This is a genomic window from Vibrio sp. Vb0667, from assembly GCF_033391095.1.
The window spans coordinates 1-26,300 of record NZ_JAWPOL010000007.1 but is presented as its reverse complement, the minus strand read 5'-3'; the positions used below and the strand labels follow the sequence as shown (position 1 = coordinate 26,300).

The following is a 26,300-nucleotide window of genomic DNA, read 5'->3' as shown; positions in this document are numbered from 1 at the left end:
CCGGATAAATCAAAAGGGGAGAAGGACTCCCCCAAAAGATGATTAACCTAGAGTAACGATAACTTCGTTTACTGAACCTTCCGCTTGAACTGGTACAGATGCACCATTTACAGCTTCACCGTTCACGGTAATCGACTTAACGCCTTTGCTTACTGAGTCTGGGTTAACGACTTTGATGTTGTACGTTGCTCCTAGCCATTGGCGAGTCACTTCGAAACCAGGCCAGTTCGTTGGGATACATGGATCGATAGTTAGGCCATCGAAGCCTGTACGCACACCAAGAATAAAGTTGGTAACAGCGAAGTAAGCCCAGCCTGACGTACCTGTTAACCATGGGTGGTTTGCACGACCGTGGTCTTGGTGGTCACGACCCATGATGAACTGAACGTATGAGTATGGTTCTGCAATACGTTTTTCGATGATGTCGTTCTGGTTGTATGGGTTTAGCGCATCGTAGAACTTCATTGCACGATCACCACGACCCAGTTTCGCTTCAGCTACCCAAGCCCATGGGTTTGGATGCGAGAATATCGCACCGTTCTCTTTTACGCCTTGGTAAACACGAGTTACGAAGCCGATATCATCATTCGGTGTTGCAAAAGATGGTGAGTTTAGGTGAAGGCCGTATTCAGAAAACAGGTTCTCATCGACAGCGTCCATCGCTTTTTCGCCACGCTCTTGAGATACCGCACCAGAAAGTACCGCAAGTGTGTTTGACTCTAGGTGTACTCGGCCTTCCGCTTGTTGCGCAGTACCGATCTTGTCGCCATTCTTCGTCAGACCACGGATATACCAACCGCCTTCGTCATCCCAAAGGTGGGTTTCACACGCTTCACGAACGTTTGCTGCCATCACCGTGTATTTTTCAACGTCGGCTTCCTTACCTAGGTATTTCGCTAGGTCGATGAACTCCTGCAGTGCCCAGAAATGTAGGAACGACACCATTGAAGATTCGCCACCACCTAGGTTCAGACAGTCGTTCCAGTCTGCACGCAGACCTTTACAGATACCGGTTTGACCTACGTATTCAGCCGAGAAGTCTAGCGCGGCTTTCATGTGGTCATAAACCGTTGCATCGCCACCGTCGGCGTAAGGGATCACTTCGTCAAAGAAGCTGTGCTCACCGGTTTCCATCACGTACTTACAGATGGTTGGAACTAGCCATAGATGGTCATCGGAACAAGTGTCTTCGATGCCGTGAATTTTGTCTTCATCAGAAGGTGTTGGAACTACGGTTGGGGATTTCGATGGTTTAACGTCAGCTTTTTCTGGATCGAACCAATCTGGATCAAATAGGTGTAGACCGTAGCCCGCTTTTACTTGGCCGCGCAGTAGGTCAACGATACGTTTGCGCGTCATTGCAGGGTTAGCGTGAGGGACTGAGATCGCATCTTGCGCTGTATCGCGGTAACCAAGACCAGTACGACCACCCACTTCGATGAATGAAGCAAAGCGAGACCACACCACACAAGTTTCTGCTTGGTACAGTGTCCAAGCGTTGATCATGGTATCTAGACCTTCGTTTGGTGATTTCACTTGGAACTTGCCACAGCGTTCATCCCAGTGTGCTTTGATACCCGCAAATGCATTGTCGACTTCTGCAAGGTCTTGGTACTTAGCACGTAGACGGTCACCATTGCCTTTACCGATACCGAGAATGTAAGCAAAGCGAACTTCTTCACCCGGCTGGATAGTGAATTGCTTGTGCAGAGAGCCACAGTGGTTGTAACACGTTTGTGCTGTGTTGAAACACTTACCTTGTTCTACCGCTAACGGGTTTGCTTCGTCACGGTATAGGCCTAGGAAGCTGTCACGTTGGCCGTCGTATGAATCTGGGGCAAATGTTGAAGCTAGGTAGTAGAAGCCTTCGAAATCGTTGGTGTTGTAGTACAGGTCGTACTCTATCACGCCTTCGTTGTAAGCCGTACCTGCCGAGTACAGAGACATCTGATGGTTTTGGTTATCAGATTGAATGTGGCTGAATGAGAACTCAACAAATGAGAATGCACTGATCGTACGTGGTTTGTCAGAGGTGTTTTTAATCACTACATCCCAGATTTCAGCGTCTTCGCCTTTTGGCACGAACAGAGTTTTTGTTGCGGTAATACCGCTGTATTCACATTTGAACTTAGAGTAAGACAAGCCGTGACGAACTTCGTAGTTTGCTTCGTCTAGGCTCTTCGCAACTGGTTGCCAAGAGATTGACCAGTAATCACCTGTCTCATCATCACGCAAGTAAACGTAGTGTCCTGGGCGATCGAATGTCGCATTTGGACGGAATTTAGTAACACGGTTGTATTCTGGAGAGTTGTAGAACGAGTAGCCACCCGCGTTGTGCGAGATAACCGTACAGAACTTCTCAGTACCTAGGTAGTTGGTCCATGGTGCTGGTACGTCAGGGCGAGTGATGACGTATTCGCGATTCTCGTTATCGAAATAGCCGTATTTCATTTGTGTCTTTCCTTTTTACGAAGCTGCATCAGCAGCCAAAATTTAAAAACTCTTCAAGCGTGATGTTTCGACATCAGTTTTGTATTACTTCCACGGTTTACGGTAATTCACTCCCTGCAAATCAAGCAGAGGTAGATGGCCTTTCAAGCGTGATAAATAGTCGGTCCAATCTCGGTGTTGTTTGTCTGTCCAACATGCTTCTGCCATTGCAGTTAAACGAGGGAAGATCATGTAGTCCATGCGAGGTTGGTTATTGATAATTTCGCACCATAATGCTGTTTGAATGCCCCAAATGCGCTTACGTATTGGGTCGTCAGCAGGCACTTCAGCGAGCGGCTCGTAGTTGTAAGCTTTTTCTAGTGGCAGTGGGTTTGCCCAGTCCACGCCCGGTTCTTCAGGTGCGTAGTCTTGGGTCATATCTAGGTAAGTGGTTTGTGCTGGTTGCAGCACCACATCAAAGCCTTGGCGAGCACAGTTCAATGCCGCTTCTTCGCTTAGCCATGAGTAGATCACCGTATCTTTACTGACTTTGTCGCCGTGTTGAGCTTCTTCCCAGCCCAGCATGCGTTTGCCCAATTTACGAAGTTTGTCTTCGGCATAACGCAAGAAGTGTCCTTGCAAATCTTTGTAGTCGCTGTAACCCAGTTGTTCCATTAGTGCTTGGCATGCTGGGCTTTTTGACCATACGCCGTTAGGTACTTCGTCGGCACCAATATGAACGTAAGGCGCAGGAAAAAGTGCAGAGACTTCTTCTAGCACTTTGTCGATAAATTCATAACTCCCCGGCAGAGCAGGGTTAATGACGTTGTCGTTGTAATGCTGAATACTGCGGTATTCGGTGGTATCTTCCGCTTCTACCAATAGGTGTGGTAACGACTTGATGGCGGCTCGGCAATGACCAGGTACATCAATTTCAGGAATGATGGTGATGCCGCGTTGCGATGCAAATTCGATAACGTCTTTGATGTCTTCTTGTGTGTAGAAGCCGCCGTAACGTTCATCAAAGTGCGTGTACTGTGGTTCATTGATCTCATCCAATCCGCGCCAAGCACCAATATCGGTCAGTTGAGGCAGTGATTTGATTTCAATTCGCCAACCCTCATCGTCGGTAAGATGCCAATGGAACGTATTGAACTTGTAATGAGCCAGTTGGTTGATCAAGCGTTTGACTTGCTTAACGGAGTGAAAATGACGAGCACAATCCAGCATCATACCGCGGTAACGAAAACGTGGCCTGTCCTTGATTGAACAGCAAACTACTTCCATTGAGTTAGGTTGATCGCCAACTTTGATTAGTTGTAATAACGTTGCACAAGCATGGGTAAAACCAGACGAAGATCCTGCTTCAATTTTGATTGACTCTTCGGCTACTTTCAGTTTGTAAGCGCCTTCATCCAAGGTTGGGTTGCCTTTGAAGATGATCTGACTGCCATTGTCTGATGCGAACTCAAATTGGTGAATGCGCTTAAGCTCATCAAGTAGCCATTCTTTAGCTGAATTGGCCAGGCTTGAATAAACCGCGACGCCAGCATGATGATCAAAGCTAAAATAGTGATCGCTGACCTCAATATGGTTTGGTTTTGGCAGCAAGGGCTGTGCATGGGTTAAACTTGCAGGAATCTCACTGCGTTCACGGTATGGTGAAGCTAATACGATAGGCGTGACATCCACTTGTGCGCGCTGTGGGTTTCCATCAACGACAAAGTTGATCATCGCTTCGTTAAAGCCATCCGAGTAATAACGGAATGGGTTCGAACCAATACTGAATTCACAGTAATAGTGATGGTTGGCAGCCAGTACCACCCCTTCTGGCTTAAGTGTGCAAAAACTACCAATTTGAGTCAGTTGACCATTTGAAACGCTGTCTGGAAGAATGTAACGATCGAAAGCGAAAGTTAAGCTCCAGCTGTTTAGGTCTTGGTCGCTCAAGTTATGAAAGGTGAGGCCAAAGCGGCAGTTTTGTTTCTGCTCAGAAAGGACTACGAGATCAACACGATATTCCATATCTACTCCTACGCCGCACTGAGCGAGTAAAGGTTATGTTCTGGTTTGCCAGCAAACATAATTGCGCCTTCAATCGCGTCAAACTGTGGCTCAACAATCCATTGCTGAACTGGTGGTGAAAGCCAACGTACAATGCGTTCAGCTATGCTGCCCATTAAACAAATACGTGTTGCGCCGCGCTTGTTTAATGCCACGAGAAACATTTCTATATCCGCTGCGGTTTGCTTCAGCATTTCAATGGCCAGTGCATCGCCTTGTTCCGCATGTTGGAAAATAGCCGGAGAAAACTGCCCATAATCACGAGGAAGCGCCTGTTTTGACCACGCCACCACGTTGTCGACCTCATTTTCGAAATGCGTCATAACGTGTTGTGCTAGGGGCGTTTTTTCTCTGATGCCATCTTCAGCTAACAAAACTTGCTGAACTAGGCGTAGCCCCATCACTGCGCCGCCACCTTGATCCGAAATAGGGAACTCACGACCACCGACAACGTGTTGCTCCAATCCTTTAAGGTAGATGCCACAAGAACCGGTTCCCGCAATCATGATTGCGCCATCTTCGCCATTGTGCGCACCAACGCACGCACCGTAAGCATCGGTATTCAGAGTTATACTGGCAAATGGATGAGGAAGAGACATGAAGGCTTGCCAAGATGCTTTGTGCTCTGCGCCAGCAAGGGCTAAGCCGACGTGCATCGACGCGAAATCTTGTTGTGTCAGACCGCCTTGCTCGGTAGCCGAAGTGATGGATTCAAGAATCGAAGCCATTGCTATTTCAGCACCTAGCATGATGTTGGCACTGCCGCTTTTGGCCTCGCCAAGAAAATTACCTTGTGAATCTTTAATCCTGGCTCGACATGACGTGCCGCCACCATCGATACCGACAAAATACATTCCCATGATTATTCTTCCTTCATATTTTTAGAGGTCGCCAACTGAGAAACATGCTGAGCTTGACTCATTATCGCGAGTAAGTACCAAGCGCCATGCGGGATCCATTGTTCGCCCCAGCGCCAGTTTTGTAACACGTCTTCTTTTTGTGCTGGTGGGTTAAATGCAATGTCTTCCTCGTCTTCAAAGCCGCCAGTGATTCCGTTACACACGCCACCTTTTGCGTTGAAGAAACCATATTGAGGGAGGTAATCAGGGTTGTTACGACCATGGCCATCTAGCATGCACATGTCGTATGGGTTTAAGCCTACAACCCAGTTCAATGCATCTTGAGCAAACACAGAAAGTTGTTGCTGTACTTCTTGCGACGCTATATGCGGTTGAGCAAGGTACGCCATGGTCGCGAGTGAGCCCAGTCGAGCATTCTCGCCTTGCCACCAATAGCCGGATTCATTGTTGTGTGCGACAAAAAATGCCTCGCGTTTTGACTCATTTACGCCTTTAACATATTGGCGAGGGTAACCGAATGGGTTGATCACTTTATTCGATATTGTGATCTCAAACTCACACGCTAGGTTGACGATACGTTTTACCGATTCCGCTCGTGCTGAGTCGTCTTCAATTGATAGATATTCGCATAGGGCAATAACTGGTAGACCAGCTTCGGCTGCGTGAAAATATGGACGGCTGCCGTCTTGGTTTGCTGACCAAAAGTGTTGAATCTGCTCGTCGCTCATTTGGCGTGCAACTAAACGTTGCGCCCACAAACGGCTCTCTTCCAAGTAGCGAGTTTCTTTGGTTGCTTTAAACAGTTCTACACAAGCCAGTAGCGCACAGTATTCGTCGATAATGTTTTCTTCCCCATCATTGAGGTACTGCGTATTGTGCTCTTTTAAGTGCCAGTAACCATTTTCGGCAGCGTTGCGGTATTTTTGTTGATCGTATTCACCGTGAACACTTAAACGCGACGCTGCCGCTAGCGCTGCAATGGCGACACCGCCACCTTGTCGAAAGCCTGCTTGATAGTCGTCAAATTTGTGACCAAGTTGAGTTTCGTACGCGCAAATCTCGCGTTGCGCAGTATCTTTGCTCCACTTGTCAAAGACCGTCATGTAGAAAAAGCCTTTTTCGTTTTGCATACGCACAAGAAAGTCTGCACCGAACAGGGCTTCTTCAATCAGACGTGTACGTGTGAAAGCTGCAATGTCTTCGCTTCCTTCAAGCAATGAAACCCCTTTTAGGATGTTCCAAACCACCATTGGGGTTTGTTGAGGATTCAAATAATTCGCGTATGAAAGGTGACTTAAATACTTGCTAACGTCTCCTGATGCGTCGTACCAGCCGCCGTGTACATCAACCTTTTTATTGGAGTTTAGTACTGGAAGTTGTCGATCTTGTTTATCGAAGATCCCGCCGCAACGTTGCGATTTGAAGTAGTGGATCACATCTGACAAAGTTTGATCCAACAGAATGTGTTCGCCAACGATGAAAGAGGAAGAGCGCGTATCTTCTACTTGCAAGAAATAGTCACCTGACGTTGTGAAAGAGGAAAAGTCGATGAGGTAGAAATAGCCCTGATGCCAGTTCGCCACTTTACCTTGTTCTTCAACCGCAAAAGTTGCCACGGTTTGCTCGCTAGTGGCACAAATCAATTGAGCAGTGTAAGAAGACAAGTGTGGTTGTTCGGTCTGGATAATGGCTTTCTTTGGGCCCAGACGTTCATAACCAATGTGGTTAGTCAGTAGCAGCATTCAATGTCTCCGGGAAACGATAAAAACAGGAATGGGTCAGGCTGAACCTGACCCTCGTTATGATTAATCTTCAAATAAGTAACAGCGGACAAAGTGGTTGTCGGACAGTTGAGTGACGCCCGGTAGTCGTTCGCGACATTTGTCGGTAGCGTGTACACAACGTCCAGCAAATGGACAGCCGACAGATTCTGGTGTCCAAAGTGGGATTTCCCCTTTGTTGCCTTTCAGTTTCTCGTGAATAGACTTCGATGGATCTGGAACCGCAGATACCAACAGTTGCGTATATGGGTGTTGAGGATCGTGAATGATTTCTTCAGTATCGCCCCATTCAACCATGTGACCTACGTACATGACCGCGAGATCTTCAGCAATGTAACGCGCTGTTGCGATGTCGTGAGTGATGTAAAGCAGAGACATTTGTTTCTCGAACTTCATCTCTTCCATCAAGTTCAGAACACCGGCACGGATTGATACATCGAGCATCGATGTTGGCTCATCCGCCAATACCACTTCTGCACCAACTGCGATGTTACGAGCTAGGTTTACACGTTGACGCTGACCGCCAGATAGCTGGTGCGGGAACTTTTGCGCCGTTTCTTTTGGTGGAATAAGACCAACTTGTTCAAGTAGGTCGTACACACGCTCTTCCAGTTCTTTCTTGTTGCACGGTGCTACTTTCTTATGAATCAGCAGCGGGCGCGCAATATGGTGGAAGATATTGTGCGTTGGGTTTAGCGAGCCAAACGGGTCTTGCCACACCATTTGTACACCTTCACGGTAGGTCATTAAATCGTGACGAGAGGTGATGTCTTGGATATCACGACCTTTGTATTCAATGATGCCATCGGTTGGTGCGTACATTTTTGCAATCATTTTTGCAGTAGTAGACTTACCTGAACCAGATTCACCTACCACTGACAAGCCGCGGCTCTTGTACATTTTGAAAGAGACGTCGTTGATTGCACGCATCTTAGATTGTTTGATTGAGTTACTGTTTAAAGGGAAGTCCTTAACGACATTTTTACCCTCAATCAGCAGTTCGCCGAATTGTTTGCTCATAATTCTCTCCAGTGTAATTTTTGTTCTTAGCTAGCGTTTTTTTGTTGTTAAACCTTAGCTTGAGCAATGGTGTCGCCGTACAAATGGCAATTTGAGAGGCGACCTGGTTCAATTTGACGTAATTGGGTTGGTACACGTGTACATGCTTCATGTACGCGATCGCAACGAGCTTGGAAGCGGCAGCCCTGTGGTACTTCTAGCAAGTTCAAAGGGTTACCTGGAATACCAGTCAATTTGGTCTTTGGTCCAGTTAGTGGAGGGAAAGAGCTACCCAAACCTTTGGTGTAAGGGTGGTAAGGACTTTCCAGAATTTGCTTAGAAGGCGCGACTTCAATCAACTCACCTGAGTACATGATGCCGATACGATCCGAGAACTCGACCATCAATGACAAGTCATGTGTGATGAACAGAATTGAGAAACCAAACTCTTCTTTAAGCGCGTAAATTTTTTGTAGAATTTCACGTTGAACCACTACATCCAATGCGGTAGTCGGTTCGTCCATGATGATCATTTTTGGGTTCAGAGCCAAAGCGATTGCGATTACTAGACGTTGACGCATACCACCAGAGAACTGGTGCGGGTAATCACTCAATCGGCTAGGGTGGATATCAACGATTTCCAGCAGACCTTCAGCGCGTGTTTTTGCTTGAGCGCGAGTCATATTGGTATGACGCATGATGACGTCACAGAACTGCTCTTCCATGGTTAGAACAGGGTTCAAAGCGTTCATCGCACTCTGGAATACCATCGACATTTCACTCCAGCGGAACGCTTGCATGCGATCATCGCTGTACTGAAGGATATCTTCACCGTTGAAGATCACCTCACCACCTGTGATAAACGCTGGTGGCTTATGAAGGCGCATTAGTGAGAAGGCAACAGTGGACTTACCACAGCCAGATTCACCAGCCAGACCGAATACTTCACCGGGTGCAATGTCGAAGCTCACGTTGTTACAGGCGCGGACATCGCCCGCGTCTGTGATGTAGTCTACGCATAGGTTACGGATGGAAATTAGTGGTGCAGTCATGATTATTTATCTCCGCTCCATAGTGCATTTTGTGGTGCCAGTTCAGGCTCACGCTCTTTCTTGTCTTTTGCTGCTAGTTTTTTCCAGCGTTTCATGCCTTTGTGAGAACGAAGTTGAGGGTTCGCAATTTCGTCAACGGCAAAGTTCAACAGAGCAAGACCAGTAACCAGTAATGTTAGGGCAATACAAGGTGCTAGTACTTCCCACCATGCGCCAATCAGCATGGCTGATGAGGTTTGCACGTTGTAAAGCATGATGCCCCAACTGATCGTGTTGGCATCACCCAAACCTAGGAACGAAATGACCGCTTCAGTGTTGATCGCCAGCATTACTGAGCCAATGAAGCTCGCACCGACAATTGGGATAAGGTTTGGTAAAATCTCAACAAAGATGATGCGGAATGAAGACTCTCCCAATACTTCGGCGGCTTTAACGAACTCTTTCTCGCGTAGTGCCATAGTTTGAGAGCGGACAACACGTGCACCCCATGCCCAAGAAGTACCAGCGATAATCAAGGCAATAGTGAGTGGGCCTGCTTCACCGATAAAGGCCGCCAACACGAATAGCAATGGATACTGCGGAATTACTAACATGATGTTCATCGCGGCACTCAATACGTCATCCACTTTGCCGCCGAAGTAACCTGCCGATATACCAATGACTGTTGCTAAGAAGCACACGATGATGCCAGCGCCAAAGCCTACACCCAGTGATACTCGTGCACCGTAAGCCACTTGCGACCAGATATCGCGACCCATTCGGCTAGTACCTAATACGTGGTCGGCCTTTTTAGACATAATCAGTGTACGACGATCGTCTGCTAGGTTTTTAGCAACCCAACCATCAGGGTTGTTTTGTGCCTGTTTTACAACAAAGCTTGGGTATTCGTGTGGGTTACCGGTTCGCTTGTCTGGCGCATGCTTTGTAAGTAAAGGAGCGGCAATCGCAACGAACACGAACAGCGTAACAATGCCAAGACCAATGCGAGCAAATGCGTTACCTAAAATAAGTTTGAATAGTTCTTTCATGATTATTTGCCTCCCGTACGTAGGCGAGGGTCTAGAATCATGTACAGCATGTCAGCCATTAAGTTGAAGCACAGCATGAACATCGTCATGATAATTAACTGACCTTGAAGTACTTGGTAGTCACGAGCGTGAATTGCGTTCAATAGAACAGTACCTAGGCCTGGGTAGTTGAAAATCATCTCGATGATTAATTGACCACCGATGGCCATACCTAAAGACATAGACAGTGCGGTAACACTTGGAAGTAGTGCGTTACGTGCGGCGTAATTAAAGACGACGCGGTTTTCACTCAGCCCTTTACCTTTAGCCATCGTGATATAGTCTTCGGCGAGAAGGTTGATCATGTTGTTACGCATGTTAACTAGGAAGCCACCAATTTGAACGATGGTTGCACAGAATAGAGGTAGTACAGCGTGGTAACCCACGTTCTTGATGAACTCCCAGCTTGTCCAATCAGGAATAGTACCTGGCGTGTAAGCATAGCCAGATGGGAACCATTTCAGGCCAATCGCAAAGGTAAACAGTGCTAACATTGCGATAACCATTTGTGGAATCGCTTGAATGATCAATGTGCCAGGCGTTACGAATGCATCGTACTTACTACCGCGCTTCCAGGCGGCAAAAATACCAAGGACAGAAGCGATGGAGAAAGAAAGTACAACCGCAGTACCAGCTAGAAATAGTGACCAGCCAAATGCACTACCTAGTAAAGAATTAACTGAAAGTGGGTAGAACTGGATTGAGGTGCCCAATTCCCAACTTAGAATGTTTTTAATGTACGAGAAGTACTGAATGTAAATTGGCCCATCAACGAAACCGAGCAGTTCTTTCATTGCTGCGATTCGTTCTGGAGTCACCTGTACTGAAGCATTAGCAAACATCATGGTAACTGGGTCACCAGGCATTGCTCGCGGAATAATAAAGTTTAACGTCGCTGCAACTAAGAGCGCGACAAGATAGAACGACAAACGTCTTAAAAAATAACCCATAACTCACACCTTACTCACCCAGATTTTTTCCCTGTTTCTGGTTTCAGGTCGCTCCTAGCGAAATTTAGAGCGAAAAATCCCCTGACGACGAGCGCCACATATTGGTTTCGTTAACAAGGGATTTTTATAGGCGGCACACGGGATGTATGCCGCTTGAAATGAACTTCTACTTATTTAACTGGTTTTAGGTCCAGTACGTGAAGTAGACGCTCTGGGATACCTGCCCAAATGTTTGGACGGCCCTTAGGGTTTTCTTCGTTCCACCAACCAGTGAAGCGAGTTGTGTTGTATTGGTACATGTACGCGCCAGATAGCACAGGAATAGTTACTTGGTCCTGAGCAATGATCTTCTGAATGCCATGAGCGATCTCTAGCTGTTCTTGCTTATCTGCTGTCTTGTAGAAGCTGTTAAGAAGACCGTCTAGCTTATCGTTCTTGTAGAAGTGCATTGCAAAGCGAGGCATGCCGTCACCAGCTTGTAGCTTCGAGTTGTAGCCACTATCCCAGTACAAGTGTGGATCTGCACCGTGGAAGTAGTTGGTGTAAGCAACGTCGTAAGTACCTTCTAGCATTGCTTGGTTGTATACCGAGAAGTCTGGTGTACGAGCACGAGCTTTAATGCCCACTTCTGCTAGTTGCTCAACGGCTAGTTGTACTGTGTTGTTGAAGTCAGTCCAACCGTTTGGTGATTGAATTAGGAGCTCGAAAGACTTGCCAGATGGTGTATCCACAAAGCCATCTTTGTTTACATCTTTGAAGCCAGCTTTAGCTAGAAGCTTTTTCGCACCTTCCGCGTTGTATGTGTTGTAGCCCTTGTACTTGTTGTGCGTCTCTTCATCAGACCAAGCTTCGAATGCGTAGCCAAGGCCAGATGCGAAGTCGTTCACTGTACCGCCGCCGTAGAAAGCGATATCAATGATAGTTTGACGGTCTAGCGCCATAGAGAACGCACGACGGAAGTCAACGTTAGTTAGTGCTTCGTTTTTCGCAGCGTCTGGGTTTTTGAAGTTCACTACAAATGCTTGAGTACCCGCTGGTGGGTACCAGTAGTGGTGATTCGGACTTGCTGCAGCGTACGTACGGTCGATGTCTGGTACGAATGAAGACGTCCAGTCCATTTCGCCGTTAACGATTTTGCCCAAGAATTGGTCGTTGTTCGCGATTTGCGGCACACGCAGACAGTCTACATCTAGGTTGTCTGCATCCCAATAATTCGGATTCTCACACTGGATATATAGCTGCGGTGTGAAAGTGTCGATTTCAGTAAATGGACCACTGCCTACTGGATTTTCGTTTGTGAATGTTGCTGGATCTTTTACTTTGCTCCATACGTGCTTAGGTACGACTGGTACTTTCGCAATTTCGTAAGGAACGTTTGAGTTTGCTTCGCTTAGACGGAATTTAACTTGGTAGTCGTTAACTTTTTCTACGCCAGTCACCCAAGAGTTGATACCAGATTGGTCTAGCTCTGGCTTCTCTTTAACTAGGTTGAAAGAGTAAACAACATCATCAGCGGTAAACGCTTTGCCATCAGACCATTTTACGCCCTTACGGATATCGAAGGTTACGCTCATCAGGTCATCAGCCATGGTAAAGTTTTCTGCTAGACGAAATACAGGCGTGTTACCGTGCATTTCGTTAAAAACAACGAGCGGCTCGTAAATAAAGTCGGTTGTTGTGTGCAGGTTAGTTGCACCCAAGAAAGGGTTAAAGTTACGAACGAAAGTTGTAAACTCTTTAGGGTGGATAGTCAGTTCACTGCGTTCAGCCGCAGTAGCTACCGATGCAAAACCTGTAGTAGCCGTTGCAATAATTGCTGTTGCTAGTGCTGTTTTTTTAATATTGGCAAGCATAGCTGTTCCTTACTATTTGCTTTCATTTCACTAAATGGAATTGAATGTCATCAATTGATAAACACTCTCTAAGACCTACCTCTTGTACATGCCTTACTCATTACAACATTGAGTTTCGCCAAGAGTGGCCTGTAGGCCTTAGGTAGGAGTAAGAAAACACCTTATCCATAAAATAATCAAACTTGATTCCCGTTAAAAACGTTAAAATCTCTGAGCTCTCCGTTATAAACGTTATTTTGGCTAATTTTAACCAGCATTGGGCCAAAAAATAAACGTTGATATGCGTCGCAGTTTATATCCTTGTTAATAATAAGTGTTGGTGATTACTAACCTGCTGGTCCTTTTTAAATATACGTTTCCTGCTTGTTTTCTAGGTTCGGAGATCTCGCTCACATGCAGAAATGGTGTTAATTAATCAGCTAAAAATTAATCTGCCGTTCTGTTGTGATTAAGTTCGCAATCTCTATCAATAGTTCGTCAAAATCCGCTTGTTATCTGAAAAATGGCCTTTTTTATCGACAGTTTTCTTCCGTTTGTTGTCCTTTTTTTATTATATGAATGAAGTTTTTTCGGTTGCTCGAACTTACCTAGTTAAGACAAGTTAAATGGATAAGGTCGTACGTTTTGAAGACCAACAATAGATAGCGTTGTCTAACCGAATGTTCGTTATTGGAAATATGGTAATGGGGTAGGAAGAGGCGGTCTCTTTTATCTCTAGGAAGGGAATACTCGAATAACAAAAAAGCCCAGCATGCACGCTGGGCTAGTTTTTTTGATAAATATTAGCTGGTCAATAGTCGCTGTAGTTTATCTCGTTGTGCTTCTATGTATGCTCTCTCGGGGCTCTGTTCTTTGCAGTGTTCGAGAATGAACTCTATCGAGCTTAGCACCGTTCTCCAACGTGGTGTTTTGGGTAATGTTTCTATACGCATGTATTTATCTAAGGTGCGTGTTTGTAAAGTACTTCGGTCTAGATAAACGCGCCACAAGCCACTTTGCTCTGCAAATGCGAATTTACTTTCACCCGTTACAGATTCCCAATACTCTAAAGCATGTGTCATTGCGTCGACTAGAACTTCCCGCATAAGTTCTTGCTTGTCCTTTTTATTACCGAGTGCTTTGTCTGCAAGGCGCGTAAATTCTCCGCCAAGCTCTTTTAGCTTTTGCAATTGGTCTTTGTCACCATCAAATGCATAACTTGAAAGCACTTCTACGGCGGTTTCTAGATTATGTATGCGAGCGGCACTGGCTCCACCGCCGACATTAAAGATGTACATGATATCTAACCCTGAACCTTCAGGGAGCTTAAGAATGTCTGCTTCGATGTTCTGACGAATATCTTCAATATAGATATCAATCTTGCCACAGTAATGAGGTTGTTTGACGGTTAGATATTTAGGGGCAATCAGCTCATCAGCAGATGAGCGCTTTAGCTGTTCTAAGCTGCGCTTGAATAGCTTACAAGCAGCTTCGTTAGCAAAGCGAATACGCTTGTCTTCACGTAGACAGATGATAGCTTCAGGAGCCGATTCTAGCTGTTCCAACAAACGACCTTGAGTCTCAAGTAAGCTTGCTTCAACGACTGCTCGCTGTCTAAGTTCAGACTCTAGCACTTTGTTTTCCATATGGCGCATTTCTGCTTTACTTGCCGTTAAATGCGCTTGGATACGTGCCGCCAACTCTTGTTTATTAAATGGTTTCGATAAATAGTCGTTGGCTCCTGCTTCAAAACCTCTTACACGATCTTCTGTTTGACTGAGTGCGGTGAGCATAATGATTGGCAACTCGGCATGATCATAGGTTTCACGTAGTTCACTACAAACTTGGTAGCCGCTCATGCCTGGCATCATGATATCCAATAACAGAAGTTCCGGCTTCTCTTGCTCGACGAGCGCTAACGTTTCTGGCCCATCGGAGACGGTACGCACACGATAGCCCTCTAAACGTAAAAAGCTTTCAAGCACGCGTAAGTTTACTGGTTCATCGTCAGCAACATACAGTAACGGGCCGTCTGGGTTCTCTGGAAGTGATAAGTCTTCGCGGTTCTCTACATTAACTTCAGGGATTTGGAAGTGTCCGTGCGCAGCTAGAGTCTGGGTTGCTTGGATTTCTTCTTCACTGGCGAGCGGTAAAGTGAAACTGAAGGTAGTTCCGACCATTGGTTGGCTACTGACGTATAACGAGCCTCCCATTAATTCGATCAATTGACGGCTAATGGAGAGCCCAAGTCCTGCACCTTGACGATAACGGCTCGCGTCTTGCCCTGCTTGGATGAGTGGTTCAAAAATATGTTCAAGTTGTTCTGCGGGAATTCCTTGTCCAGTATCCACAACTTGTACGCGTACATGATCATCTACCACATTAGCGGAGATAACAATTTTACCTTCTGAGGTGTATTTAATCGCATTGCCAATCAGGTTATATAGCACTTGTTCAAGGCGTTGCGGGTCAGCTGACACTGCTTTTAAATCCGCTGGGACTTGGTTGATGATGCGGATGGTTTTACTTCCGAGTAAATGGCTAGAAAGCTCTAAAACCAATCGTGTTGCACTGCCCAAACTCACTGCTGATTTCTGGATATCCATGCTTCCATAACGCATTTTATGATAATCCAACAAGTCATCGACTAGATTAGCGAGACGCTGACCACTTTTAATGATGATATCAAGCTGATATTTCTGGCTAGCGGGGATCGCACCATTGGCGCCGGACGCTAAGGTTTCAGCAATCCCGACCATGCCGTGTAACGGTGTACGAAGTTCATGAGAAGTCGTGGCTAAGAATTCATCTTTTAATTTATCGGCCAATTGCAGTTCTTCATTCTGTTTTTGAATGATCTGTATGTTGCTTTCTAGTTCTTCATTTTGCTTCTTAATGGTTTGAATCTTCTCTCGAATAGAGCGTTGCATTCGTTCAAAGCTTAACGCAAGCCGACCAATTTCATCTTTACGAACCGTATTAAAAGACGTGTCATCAAGATCCCCTGCAGAGACCTTTTCGGCAACCCAAGTCAATTTCAGCAACGGAGAAGTGATAAAGTTTGATAAATAGTGAGAAGCTATCACCACAAGGATAATGGCGATCAACATAGCGATAACGAATAGTTTTTCGAGTTGATGGATACGAGCGAAAGCTTCGTTTTCTGGTAACTGTACGACGAGCGCCCAAATCACACCACGAGTTTCAATCGGTGCATAAGCCGCGATGATTTCTTCACCTAAGCCGTTCGTGTAAGTGCCGACACCAAACGCACCAGAGAGTGCTTTATCGATCACTTCTAAACTGTTCTTAATGTCGTCTTGTTTCGTGTTAATTGTGCGAGGTTGGTGATCATTTCCAACCAGCAGGGTGTTAATGGATGACTCTCGATTAGCGTCTGCGGCTAACTTAGTGATGCCATTATTTGGCAAGCGGAACATGGCATAGCTGTGTAGATAACCTTGCTGAACAATTGGTGCACCTAGCCAAGCGACTGATTTACCCCCTTCCAGCTCGAAGTCAGACACAATCACAGGAGTGTAGTCTTCGTTTACTTTTCGACGTTCAGTCACATCATCGGCGAGACGCTTGAAAGTTTTGCCAAGTGCCGAGTCTTTGTAGGGGCCTGATAACAAGTTCGTTCCGTAGTTATCGTCTTTGTTGATCGAGTAGGTGACGTTACCATTGATGTCGACCAGCAAAATGTCATTAAAATCAGAGCGCTTGAGGAGCTCCAAGTAGGCCCAATGATAGCGTTTGTGCAAAAGTCTGTAACGTTCACTTCCTACATAGTTGGATGACTCGGGTAACGTTGAGGTTTTGATTTGGTCTCCGCTGCCCTCGATGTAGCGCTGTTGGGCGTTTTTACGAGACTCTTCAATATCATTGCCTAAACGACTAAAAGCATTGACGAGACCGTAGAATCGGCCACCACTGGCGTAAGCCAACTCTGAGCGCACAAAGCCCATGACTTCGGTTTCTCGTGCCTCAAAGTAGTCGATGATTTGCTGCTGTTTTGTATCTCGAACAGACAGTAAGTGCGAGGTGCTTTGTTCTTGCAGATCTTTACTGTGGGACTGCAAGAAAAAGATCGCAGTAATGGTAAGAGGTGTGATACTGAGCACCAGAAATGCGGTCATCAGTGTACTCTGAAGGCGCTTAAATTTCTGTTTTTTGTAGAATTTAAACATGGATAAGATTACAACTCATAATGGGCAGTTCTAAAACATACTTCGCTGCCGAGGTTCTCGTTAAAAACGGATAAGATGTTCAACTAGATAGAATTAACAAAATTAACGAGTTTTTTTTCTTTGACAAGAAAGTTAGTTGTAAAGCGTGCAGGGTGACGCAGTTTTTCTTATGAGTGTTGAATTTATGAGAAAAAATCGCGCAGGTTTGTGCCCGCGCGGGGGGAAGTTATGATTTTTTCGCGTAGTAGATAGAAAATTTATTGGTCTTATTTAGCGTCTCGCAATTATTAAACGCCCGCTCGATAATTGGTGGGTATTTTAAGAAGCTATTCGCGACAATCACCATTTCGCCGTCTTTGGTTAAATATTGTGGTGCCTGACCCAACAAGGTTTCCGCTGCGTTGTAATTTGTGTCTAGACCACTGTGGAATGGCGGGTTGCTGATAATAAAGCGGTAGTCTTTTGCGGTATCCGAGTATATATCTGATGCAAATACGCGTCCGGATAAACCATTCGCTTCTAATGTGGCTTGGCTAGAAGTGATCGCATAAGCATTAATGTCACACATCTCAATCGCGATCTCTGGATTCGCTTTCGCCATAAACGCACCGAGCACACCTGCACCACAACCAAAGTCTAGCACTTTGCCCGAAAGCTTAGGTAAGGTTTCAAGCAGCAATCGGCTACCTAAGTCGAATTCGCCATGGCTGAATACGCCAGGTAGGCTCTTAACCGCTAGCGACTGCTCACCGAGTGTAACAGTGTAAGACTTAAACCAATCTGTTTGGTTGAAAGGTTTGGGTTCATTGAGGCAATTACCCCAGTAAAATGAGCAGCGACGAGCAGAGTCGTACTTGTTCACAGGGCCGTATTCTTGGAACATCTTCTCGATGCTCTTGATGCCGGAGCGGTTTTCACCAACGATGACGATTTCGGTGTTAATGCCCAGTTTCGCCATCAACATCGCCAGCAAGTATTCTGCTTCGGCTTTTGCTTTTGGCCAGTATAAAAGGACCATGTCTGCTTTTGTTTCAACATCAAACACAGAGCCAAAATGACTTTTCACTTTGTCAGAGGTTTGAATTTGGCGGTAGTAGCTATAGTTGGAAGTAAACACTTCAACAGACTCACAATGAGCTACTAACTCAAGAGGAAATAGGTCTTCAACTTCACCAGCGACTAAAACGTGTTTTCCGTTGAAGTATTCAAGTTGGCGCTGAGCTATTTGGCTAGGAGCGATATAAGCAGACATAAATTTGGTTCATCAGAAATAATTTGGGGCAGATTTTCGCACAATCTGCCCCAAGCTTGAAGTGATTAAGCGGTGACTAGCTGTTGTCTTGTTGGTTAAGGAAGTCTTTGAATTCTTCCTCGTAGATATTAAACAGTACCATGGTCACGGCAAAAATAAGTGGGCCGTAGATAAGACCAATCAAACCAAACAGATGCAGACCACCCAGTAATGAGAAGAAAATCATAAGGGTATTCATGCCGGCGCTGCCTTGCATTAGCAACGGACGTAATAGGTTATCTATAGAGCCAACGATAACTACACTCCACACCGTCAAGAAGATAGCCCAAGTCATATCGCCTGTTAAGAACAAGTACGCTGCTGCAGGAATCCAGATTAGCGCGGTTCCTACCACTGGAATGAATGATGCAAAGCCCATCATTGTTCCCCAAAATAACCCAGGGAAACCGGCGAGCCACATACCGATACCGCCAGCCAAACCTTGAGCAATCGCTGTCATGAATGAGCCCATTACGGCTGATTTAGAAACTTGCTCTATCTCTGTCAATATGCGGTCTTCTTGGCTACGTGAGAGTGGCAGGATATGACGAATCGCAGAGATAATTTTGTCGTGGTCACGAAGCAGAAAAAACAGCACAAACAGCATCAGGAAGAAGTTCATTAGGAAGTTGGTTGCGTCTCCTAAAATCTTTGCGCTGATAGCGACTAAGTTAGAGCCAAACGATGTGGCAAATTGCCCAATTTTCTCAGCGATGGCTTTGGGCTCGATTTTATCAAAAGGTAAGTACTCATTAACAATCGCTAAGCCTTTGATAACGAAAGGATGTTGGAATATATCTTGGATACCACCATTGGTAACCCAATTATATGTATTTTGTGAGAAAACAGAGCCTTGCTGAACAATGGCGGCAAACACAAATAAAAGCGGGATAACAATAATAAACGTCAAGACGACACATGACAGCAGTGCCGCCATATTGGGGTGCTTGGGAATTTTCTGCTCAAACCATTCGTGTATCGGAAACATGAGCAAAGAAATGATAAAAGCCATCACAATTGAATTGATATATGGCTCAACCAATAAGTAGCAAGCAAAAGCAGCGGCGAGTAAAGCAACCATTAGTACTCGGTGACTCGACGTTATTTTTACATTATTTGGCATGGTATTAGTCCAACTTACAGGTGACGTTTATGGTTTATGCCTTCAATGATGGCGTGTAACCTTTATTACTTTGCACTCTTAACTCTTTCAAGCTTATGACAATGCCGAATTAGAGCAGGGCGATGTACCTTGCTATAATGACTACAAATCAGTCGGTTATCAATCAAGAGATGAGCTATGGGTTGTTGCAACGGTGATAAAAAGTGTCAAACCGAGAAAAAAGCTAAGCGAATACCGTGGTTTGGCATTGTCGTTGGGGTATTAGCGATATTGGTTATTTTGAATTGGCAATAAAAAAGGACCGTTACGGTCCTTTTCTAAATGCGTTATCGCCGTTTTTAGCGATTACTTCGCTTCTTCTGCAAGAACAGCAAAACAGCGGTCAGCAGCTTCTAGTGTGGCATCAATCTCTTTTGAACCATGAGCGAGTGAAGTAAAGCTCGCTTCAAACGCAGATGGCGCAAGGTAGACACCGTGTTTTAGCATTAAGTGGAAGAAACGCTTGAAGCGTTCTACATCGCACTTCGTTACGTCTTCGTAGCAAGTTACTTTTTCTTGGTCAGTGAAGAAGAAGCCGAACATACCGCCCACTTGGTTAACAACTAGCGGAATACCGTGTTTTTCTGCTAGAGACTTAAAACCTTCAGCAAGTTGTTTCGTTTTAGAAGCTAGGCGCTTTTCGTTGCCCTCTTCTTTTAGAAGGTTCAAACATGCGTAGCCTGCTGCCATTGCGACAGGGTTACCGGAAAGGGTACCAGCTTGGTAAACTGGGCCTGTAGGTGCAACGTATTGCATCACTTCTTTACGGCCACCGAAAGCACCTACTGGCATACCGCCACCAATCACTTTACCCAGTGTCGTTAGGTCGGGTTTGATGTTGTAGTGTGCTTGCGCGCCGCCTAGAGCAACACGGAAGCCTGTCATTACTTCATCAAAAATTAGTAGCGCGCCTTCTTGATCACAGATGTCACGTAGCCCTTCGTGGAAGCCTTCCACTGGTGGAATACAGTTCATGTTGCCTGCTACTGGCTCAACGATGATACAAGCAATTTCGCCTTTGTTAGCAGCAAATAGCTCGCGTACAGAATCTAGGTCGTTGAATGTTGCTGTTAGCGTGTGCTTAGCAAAATCTGCAGGAACGCCAGGAGAGCTTGGTTGGCCTAGAGTTAGTGCACCAGAACCTGCTTTTACTAGCAAGCTGTCAGCATGGCCGTGGTAACAACCTTCAAATTTCATGATCTTGTCGCGACCGGTGAAGCCACGTGCAAGGCGAATCGCGCTCATCGTAGCTTCAGTACCAGAACTTACCATGCGGATTTGCTCCATTGATGGAACAAGCTCAGAAACTAATTCTGCCATCGCGATTTCAAGTTCTGTTGGCGCACCGAAGCTAAGACCGCGTTGCGCTGCATCAATTACTGCTTCGCGGATAACTGCGTGGTTGTGGCCAAGAATCATTGGACCCCAAGAGCCAACGTAATCAATATACGCTTTACCATCGGCATCAAAAATCAGTGGACCGTCTGCTCGTTCGATAAATAGCGGAGAGCCGCCAACGCCGTTGAATGCACGAACTGGTGAATTGACACCGCCAGGGATGGTTTGCTGAGCTTTTTGATACAGCTCTGATGATTTGGTCATGGGGTTATCCTCTTTTGATTGCTCGGACCAAGTGGAGCGCATTGTACCTAGCTATAATCAAGTTAGAAACGTTTTGCTTAATTTATGTGTTGTTTCGCAGTGTAATCTTATATATCCGCATCTGTTATAAAGAATCGGCGGCGAATACTTGAACGAGTTTGTCAGGTATTGGATAATCGTCTCAATTAGCACAAATTTGACGTCTTGCTTCAGGCTTGACGCATTACACGAGTGAGAGAGGTCTTCGTGAGCGAAGTAAACGTACCATTATCTTTTTCTGACGCAGCAGCATCTCGCGTTAAAGCATTGATTGCTGAAGAAGAAAACCCAGCATTGAAACTGCGCGTATACATTACTGGCGGCGGCTGCAGCGGCTTCCAATACGGCTTTACTTTTGATGAAAATGTAAACGAAGGCGATACGACAATCGTAAACAGTGGTGTAACACTGGTTGTAGACCCTATGAGTCTGCAATATCTCGTTGGCGGTATTGTTGACTACACAGAAGGGTTGGAAGGAGCGCGCTTCTTCGTAAATAATCCAAATGCAACGACAACATGTGGTTGTGGTGCATCGTTCAGTGTGTAATTAACACCTAACAGGCAGCTAATGGCTGCCTGTGCTTTATGTAGAAGGATGTCACGTAAAGCGCACACTCGCAGATATGCAGAGAAATAATAAAAAGGACTTTATATGTCTGGACTTTCTTTTGGACGCCGAATTGTCGAGCGCCCTTGGCTAGTATCTCTTATCCTCGTCTTACTTCTTGTTGCATGGCTAACCATCGGCCAACTCAAAGCACAAGATGATCATCCTAACTCTTCAACATCCACGAACACAACACCACTTGCAAAGGTGATGTTTGATACTTTTCTTGCCGAACCTACCAGTAAAACCATTGAATTGTATGGACGAACAGCGCCCAATCGTCAAGCGCGTCTTGGCGCCGAAGTTGCCGGTAAAATAGTCAGTCTTAACATAAAGAAAGGCCAAGCGGTCAAACAGGGACAAGTGATCGCAAACATCGATAAGCGCGACCTTGGCATTCAACTTAAACGGGCCCAGGCGATGCTGTTGGTTAAAGAGAAAGAGTTTAATGCAGCTAAATCGCTAAAAAGTCGTGGACTGCAAGGTGAGGTTGCATTTGCGACAGCGCAAGCAGCGTTGGTAGATGCACGTGCGAATTTGAGTAACGTGCAAACGGCTTTAAGAAATACTGAGGTTAAAGCGCCATTTGATGGCATCGTAGATCACCACTTTGTTGAGTTAGGTGATTTTGTCGGGATTGGCGATCCTATTGCGACGGTCATTGATTTGGATACTTTAGTGATTGAAGCCGATGTCAGTGAACGGCATATACAATACCTTAAGGAAGGCCTAGAAGCCGACGTAAGAACCATTAACCAACAGCATCATCAAGGTCGTGTGCGCTACATTGGACGTGTTTCTTCTGCTTCTACTAATACATTTCCAATTGAAATCGAAATTGATAATCAAGACGCAAGAATTCCTGCCGGTATGAGCGCAGAAGTACAGCTGCCTTTGAGTGAAGTGTTGGCAGTAAAGATTACGGCTGCCATGTTAGCACTAGATGAAGAAGGTAACTTAGGTGTCAAGACACTGCGTAATGAGTATGTTGAGTTTGTTCCAATTCAACTCGTTAAGGCCGAGGATGATGGTGTGTGGCTCTCTGGGTTAGGAGAGCGTGCAGACATTATCGTGCTGGGACAAGGTTTTGTGCGAGATGGTGATCAAGTACTGGCCAATAAAGTTGATGACGTAGTTGTTGAAGCGGCTAGTGAGCAGTAAGGAGCACTTATGTACACTCTGATTGATGCTGCGTTATCTCGCGCTCGCACTATGCTGACATTGTTGGTGATGATATTAATTGCTGGTGTCATTACTTACGTCACAATCCCCAAGGAATCGAGCCCTGATATTACCATTCCGATTATTTATGTTTCTGTTGGACATCAAGGCATTTCTCCTGTCGATGCCGAGCGTTTATTGGTTCGCCCAATAGAGCAAGAGTTGCGCTCTATTGAAGGCGTAAAAGAGATGACCTCTGTGGCATCAGAAGGTCATGCTTCGGTGACGCTGGAATTTAGTGTCGGAGTGGATCTTGATAAAGCGATGGCAGATGTGCGTGATGCGGTTGATCTTGCGAAGCCAAAGTTACCAGAGGACAGTGATGAGCCGACGGTAAACGAAGTCACGTTTGCATCTGAAGAGCCTGTTTTGACCGTTGTGCTCTATGGCACCGTACCAGAGCGAACCATTGTTCAGATTGCCAGAACGTTACGTGATCGTTTGGAAAGTTTCCGTCAGGTTCTTGAGGTTGAAATCGCAGGAGATCGCGAAGACATCGTGGAGATAGTTGTCGATCCGCTATTGATGGAAAGCTACGGTCTCGATCAAGCGGACATCTATAATTTAATTGCCTTGAATAACCGAGTTGTGGCTGCGGGGTTTGTCGATACTGGGTATGGACGCTTTTCGGTAAAAGTCCCATCGGTTTTTGATTCACTGAAAGATGTGCTTGAACTACCGATCAAGGTGAATGGCAAAGAGGTGATCACTTTTGGCGATGTGGCGACAGTACGGCGTGCATTTCGCGATCCTGAAAGTTTTGCTCGTTTAGATGGCGAATCTGCCATCGTTTTGGACGTAAAAAAACGGGCAGGGGAAAACATCATTGAAACGGTTGAGCTGGTAAAAGAAGTACTGGCTCAGGGACAGAAGCGCTCCGAGTGGCCCGACAATTTGCAAGTTAAATACACTTGGGACCAATCCGACGATGTCAAATTGATGCTCAGTGATCTACAAAACAATATCTTATCCGCAATTATCCTCGTAGTTATCGTCATTATTGCCATATTGGGGGTTAGGACCGCGCTTCTCGTGGGGATTTCTATTCCAGGATCGTTCTTGACTGGGTTGTTGGTGTTATCGGTATTTGGGCTGACGGTCAATATCGTCGTACTGTTTGCTTTAATTATGGCAGTAGGCATGTTGGTGGATGGTGCCATTGTGGTGACAGAGTTTGCAGATCGGCGCATGCAAGAAGGAACGCCACGTAAAGAAGCCTATCGAGATGCAGCAAAGCGAATGGCCTGGCCTATTACTGCATCCACAGCAACCACGTTGGCTGCGTTTGCTCCGTTACTTTTCTGGCCAGACATCACTGGTGAGTTCATGAAGTACTTACCACTTACTTTAATTGCTACTTTGGCCGCTTCGCTGATGATGGCTTTATTGTTCGTTCCTGTCATCGGTGGAATCATTGGCAAGCCTCAAGTCGTCAATCAGAAAGCTCAGCGAGAAATGGTTGAGCTGCATAACGGCAACTTTGAAAAAGCGACAGGCATTACCAAGCTTTATTACCAGACTCTGTCGGTAGCGATTCGTCATCCATGGAAAGTCTTACTCAGCGCGATACTGCTAGCGGCAGGGGTCGGCTTCACTTACAACAAAGCTGGCTTGGGTGCAGAGTTTTTCCCTGAAGTGGACCCTGCCTTTTTTACCGTTAAAGTTCGTTCTTATGGTGACTTGTCTATTCACGAAAAAGATGTTGTTATGCGCGAAATCGAGAAGGTGATGCTCGGTCATGACGAGTTTGAAAGTGTCTACACGCGCACAGGATCGAGCGATAATGGGGACGAGATTGGCCAGATTCAAATAACGCCTGTGGATTGGCAGTATCGACGCAAAGTGAAAACCATTATTGAGGAACTAAAAGAGACGACAGACCGCTTTTATGGTGTTGAACTTGAGTATAAATTCCCGGACGCAGGACCGCCTGTCGAGCATGATCTCGTGATTGAAGTGTCATCACGAAATTTGAGTGTTAGTGCGTTAGATGAAGCAGCCAAAAAAGTACGACATTGGGCTGATGGTAATCCTGCACTGACCAACTTGAGTGATACCACTAATAAGGAAGGGATTGATTGGCAAATTGATATCCAGCGAGATGACGCCTCTCGCTTTGCAGCGGATGCTACTTTAGTCGGGAATACCGTCCAGTTTGTTACGAACGGCTTGAAAATAGGTGATTATTTGCCCGATGATGCGGATGAAGAAGTCGATATTTTGGTGCGCTATCCGCAAGATAAGCGCGACATAGGTCGATTTGATCAACTGAGAGTGAAAACGGCAGCTGGTCTGGTACCGATTACGAATTTTGCTCAAATCAAACCAGATCATAAGCAAGACACTATTCGTCGGGTCGACGGTCATCGAGTTATCAATATTAAAGCGGATATGGTGGAAGGTTACAATTTGGCGCTTGAGTTACCTAAGATTGCCGCTGGAATGGAACAGCTCGACTTACCGGAAGGCATTGAATATAAGATTCGGGGTCAAAATGAAGAGCAGGAAAACTCATCAGCATTCTTGCAAAATGCTTTTATTGTCGCGCTTGGTGTGATGGCTTTGATTTTAATTACGCAGTTTAATAGCTTTTATCAAGCTTTCTTAATCCTTAGTGCAGTGCTGTTTTCTACCGTTGGTGTCTTCGCCGGGTTACTTATTTTCCAAAAGCCATTTGGCATCATTATGTCGGGAATTGGAGTGATTGCGTTGGCTGGTATCGTGGTAAACAACAATATTGTTTTAATCGATACTTATAATCAGATGCGTAAACGTGGCTTAGAAAAATCTGAGGCTATTTTGCGTACGGGTGTGCAGCGTTTAAGACCCGTTTTACTTACGACGGTGACCACCATATTAGGCTTATTGCCAATGGTGTTAGAAATGAACATCGACTTAGTTAATCAGAAAGTGGAGTTTGGCGCACCAAGCACTCAATGGTGGTCTCAGCTTGCGACCGCTGTCGCGGGTGGTTTGGCGTTTGCGACTTTGCTAACGTTAGTTCTGACACCGTGTTTGCTTATGCTCGGGAGAGAGCATCACTCCGAACAGTAAGCTTTATCGTGATGATATCGACTGACCCGTCCTGATATGGGTTGACACTTTTTAACTAAAACGCTCGATGTACTTCATCGGGCGTTTTGTATTTTAA

Annotated in this window: 16 protein-coding genes; 3 read left to right on the top strand and 13 right to left on the bottom strand. The window is 45.7% G+C overall.

Annotation, left to right across the window (positions count from 1 at the left end; translation table 11 throughout):
• Positions 1 to 42 precede the first annotated feature (42 nt).
• The 13 genes from R8269_RS09685 to hemL form a co-directional block, all read right to left on the bottom strand.
• A complete protein-coding gene (locus tag R8269_RS09685; RefSeq protein ID WP_318222518.1) occupies positions 43 to 2,451 on the bottom strand; it encodes a GH36-type glycosyl hydrolase domain-containing protein in 2,409 nt (802 codons plus the stop codon).
• A gap of 84 nt (positions 2,452 to 2,535) precedes the next feature.
• Positions 2,536 to 4,455, bottom strand: coding sequence for a beta-N-acetylhexosaminidase (locus tag R8269_RS09680; protein WP_005380048.1), 1,920 nt, complete (start codon positions 4,453 to 4,455; stop codon positions 2,536 to 2,538).
• Positions 4,456 to 4,463: 8 nt separating this feature from the next.
• Complete coding sequence (locus tag R8269_RS09675) at positions 4,464 to 5,354, bottom strand: N-acetylglucosamine kinase (protein ID WP_017820409.1); 891 nt, start codon at positions 5,352 to 5,354, stop codon at positions 4,464 to 4,466.
• 2 nt (positions 5,355 to 5,356) lie between these two features.
• On the bottom strand, positions 5,357 to 7,096 hold the full coding sequence (locus tag R8269_RS09670; protein ID WP_017635902.1) for a glycoside hydrolase family 9 protein: 1,740 nt from the start codon (positions 7,094 to 7,096) through the stop codon (positions 5,357 to 5,359).
• Positions 7,097 to 7,159: 63 nt separating this feature from the next.
• Complete coding sequence (locus R8269_RS09665) at positions 7,160 to 8,155, bottom strand: ABC transporter ATP-binding protein (RefSeq protein ID WP_053304111.1); 996 nt, start codon at positions 8,153 to 8,155, stop codon at positions 7,160 to 7,162.
• 47 nt (positions 8,156 to 8,202) lie between these two features.
• Positions 8,203 to 9,186, bottom strand: coding sequence for an ABC transporter ATP-binding protein (locus tag R8269_RS09660; protein WP_005386550.1), 984 nt, complete (start codon positions 9,184 to 9,186; stop codon positions 8,203 to 8,205).
• Between the two features lie 2 nt (positions 9,187 to 9,188).
• Positions 9,189 to 10,214: an ABC transporter permease gene (locus R8269_RS09655; protein WP_025768199.1), complete on the bottom strand. Its 1,026-nt coding sequence runs from the start codon at positions 10,212 to 10,214 to the stop codon at positions 9,189 to 9,191.
• Positions 10,215 to 10,216: 2 nt separating this feature from the next.
• Positions 10,217 to 11,203 carry an ABC transporter permease gene (locus R8269_RS09650; RefSeq protein ID WP_005380038.1) on the bottom strand — a complete coding sequence of 329 codons (987 nt, stop codon included), beginning with the start codon at positions 11,201 to 11,203 and terminating at the stop codon, positions 10,217 to 10,219.
• Positions 11,204 to 11,373: 170 nt separating this feature from the next.
• Positions 11,374 to 13,056 (bottom strand): ABC transporter substrate-binding protein, encoded by a 1,683-nt coding sequence (locus R8269_RS09645; protein ID WP_005380037.1) that lies wholly within the window; start codon positions 13,054 to 13,056, stop codon positions 11,374 to 11,376.
• 782 nt (positions 13,057 to 13,838) lie between these two features.
• Positions 13,839 to 17,225, bottom strand: a complete 3,387-nt coding sequence (locus R8269_RS09640; RefSeq protein WP_054579089.1) for a response regulator — start codon at positions 17,223 to 17,225, stop codon at positions 13,839 to 13,841.
• Positions 17,226 to 17,451: 226 nt separating this feature from the next.
• Complete coding sequence (gene rsmC / locus R8269_RS09635) at positions 17,452 to 18,477, bottom strand: 16S rRNA (guanine(1207)-N(2))-methyltransferase RsmC (protein WP_017635899.1); 1,026 nt, start codon at positions 18,475 to 18,477, stop codon at positions 17,452 to 17,454.
• A gap of 76 nt (positions 18,478 to 18,553) precedes the next feature.
• Entirely contained in the window at positions 18,554 to 19,639 is a 1,086-nt protein-coding gene (locus R8269_RS09630) for an AI-2E family transporter (protein ID WP_031779035.1), read from the bottom strand.
• A gap of 345 nt (positions 19,640 to 19,984) precedes the next feature.
• A complete protein-coding gene (hemL, locus tag R8269_RS09625; protein ID WP_017820414.1) occupies positions 19,985 to 21,280 on the bottom strand; it encodes a glutamate-1-semialdehyde 2,1-aminomutase in 1,296 nt (431 codons plus the stop codon).
• Between the two features lie 246 nt (positions 21,281 to 21,526).
• Between hemL and erpA the strand changes: the two genes are divergently transcribed.
• The 3 genes from erpA to vmeK all read left to right on the top strand — a co-directional run bounded on the left by erpA (position 21,527) and on the right by vmeK (position 26,203).
• On the top strand, positions 21,527 to 21,868 hold the full coding sequence (gene erpA, locus R8269_RS09620; RefSeq protein WP_005380031.1) for an iron-sulfur cluster insertion protein ErpA: 342 nt from the start codon (positions 21,527 to 21,529) through the stop codon (positions 21,866 to 21,868).
• Between the two features lie 105 nt (positions 21,869 to 21,973).
• On the top strand, positions 21,974 to 23,089 hold the full coding sequence (locus tag R8269_RS09615) for an efflux RND transporter periplasmic adaptor subunit (protein ID WP_005386537.1): 1,116 nt from the start codon (positions 21,974 to 21,976) through the stop codon (positions 23,087 to 23,089).
• Between the two features lie 9 nt (positions 23,090 to 23,098).
• Positions 23,099 to 26,203, top strand: a complete 3,105-nt coding sequence (gene vmeK / locus R8269_RS09610) for a multidrug efflux RND transporter permease subunit VmeK (protein WP_213907276.1) — start codon at positions 23,099 to 23,101, stop codon at positions 26,201 to 26,203.
• Positions 26,204 to 26,300: the final 97 nt, after the last annotated feature.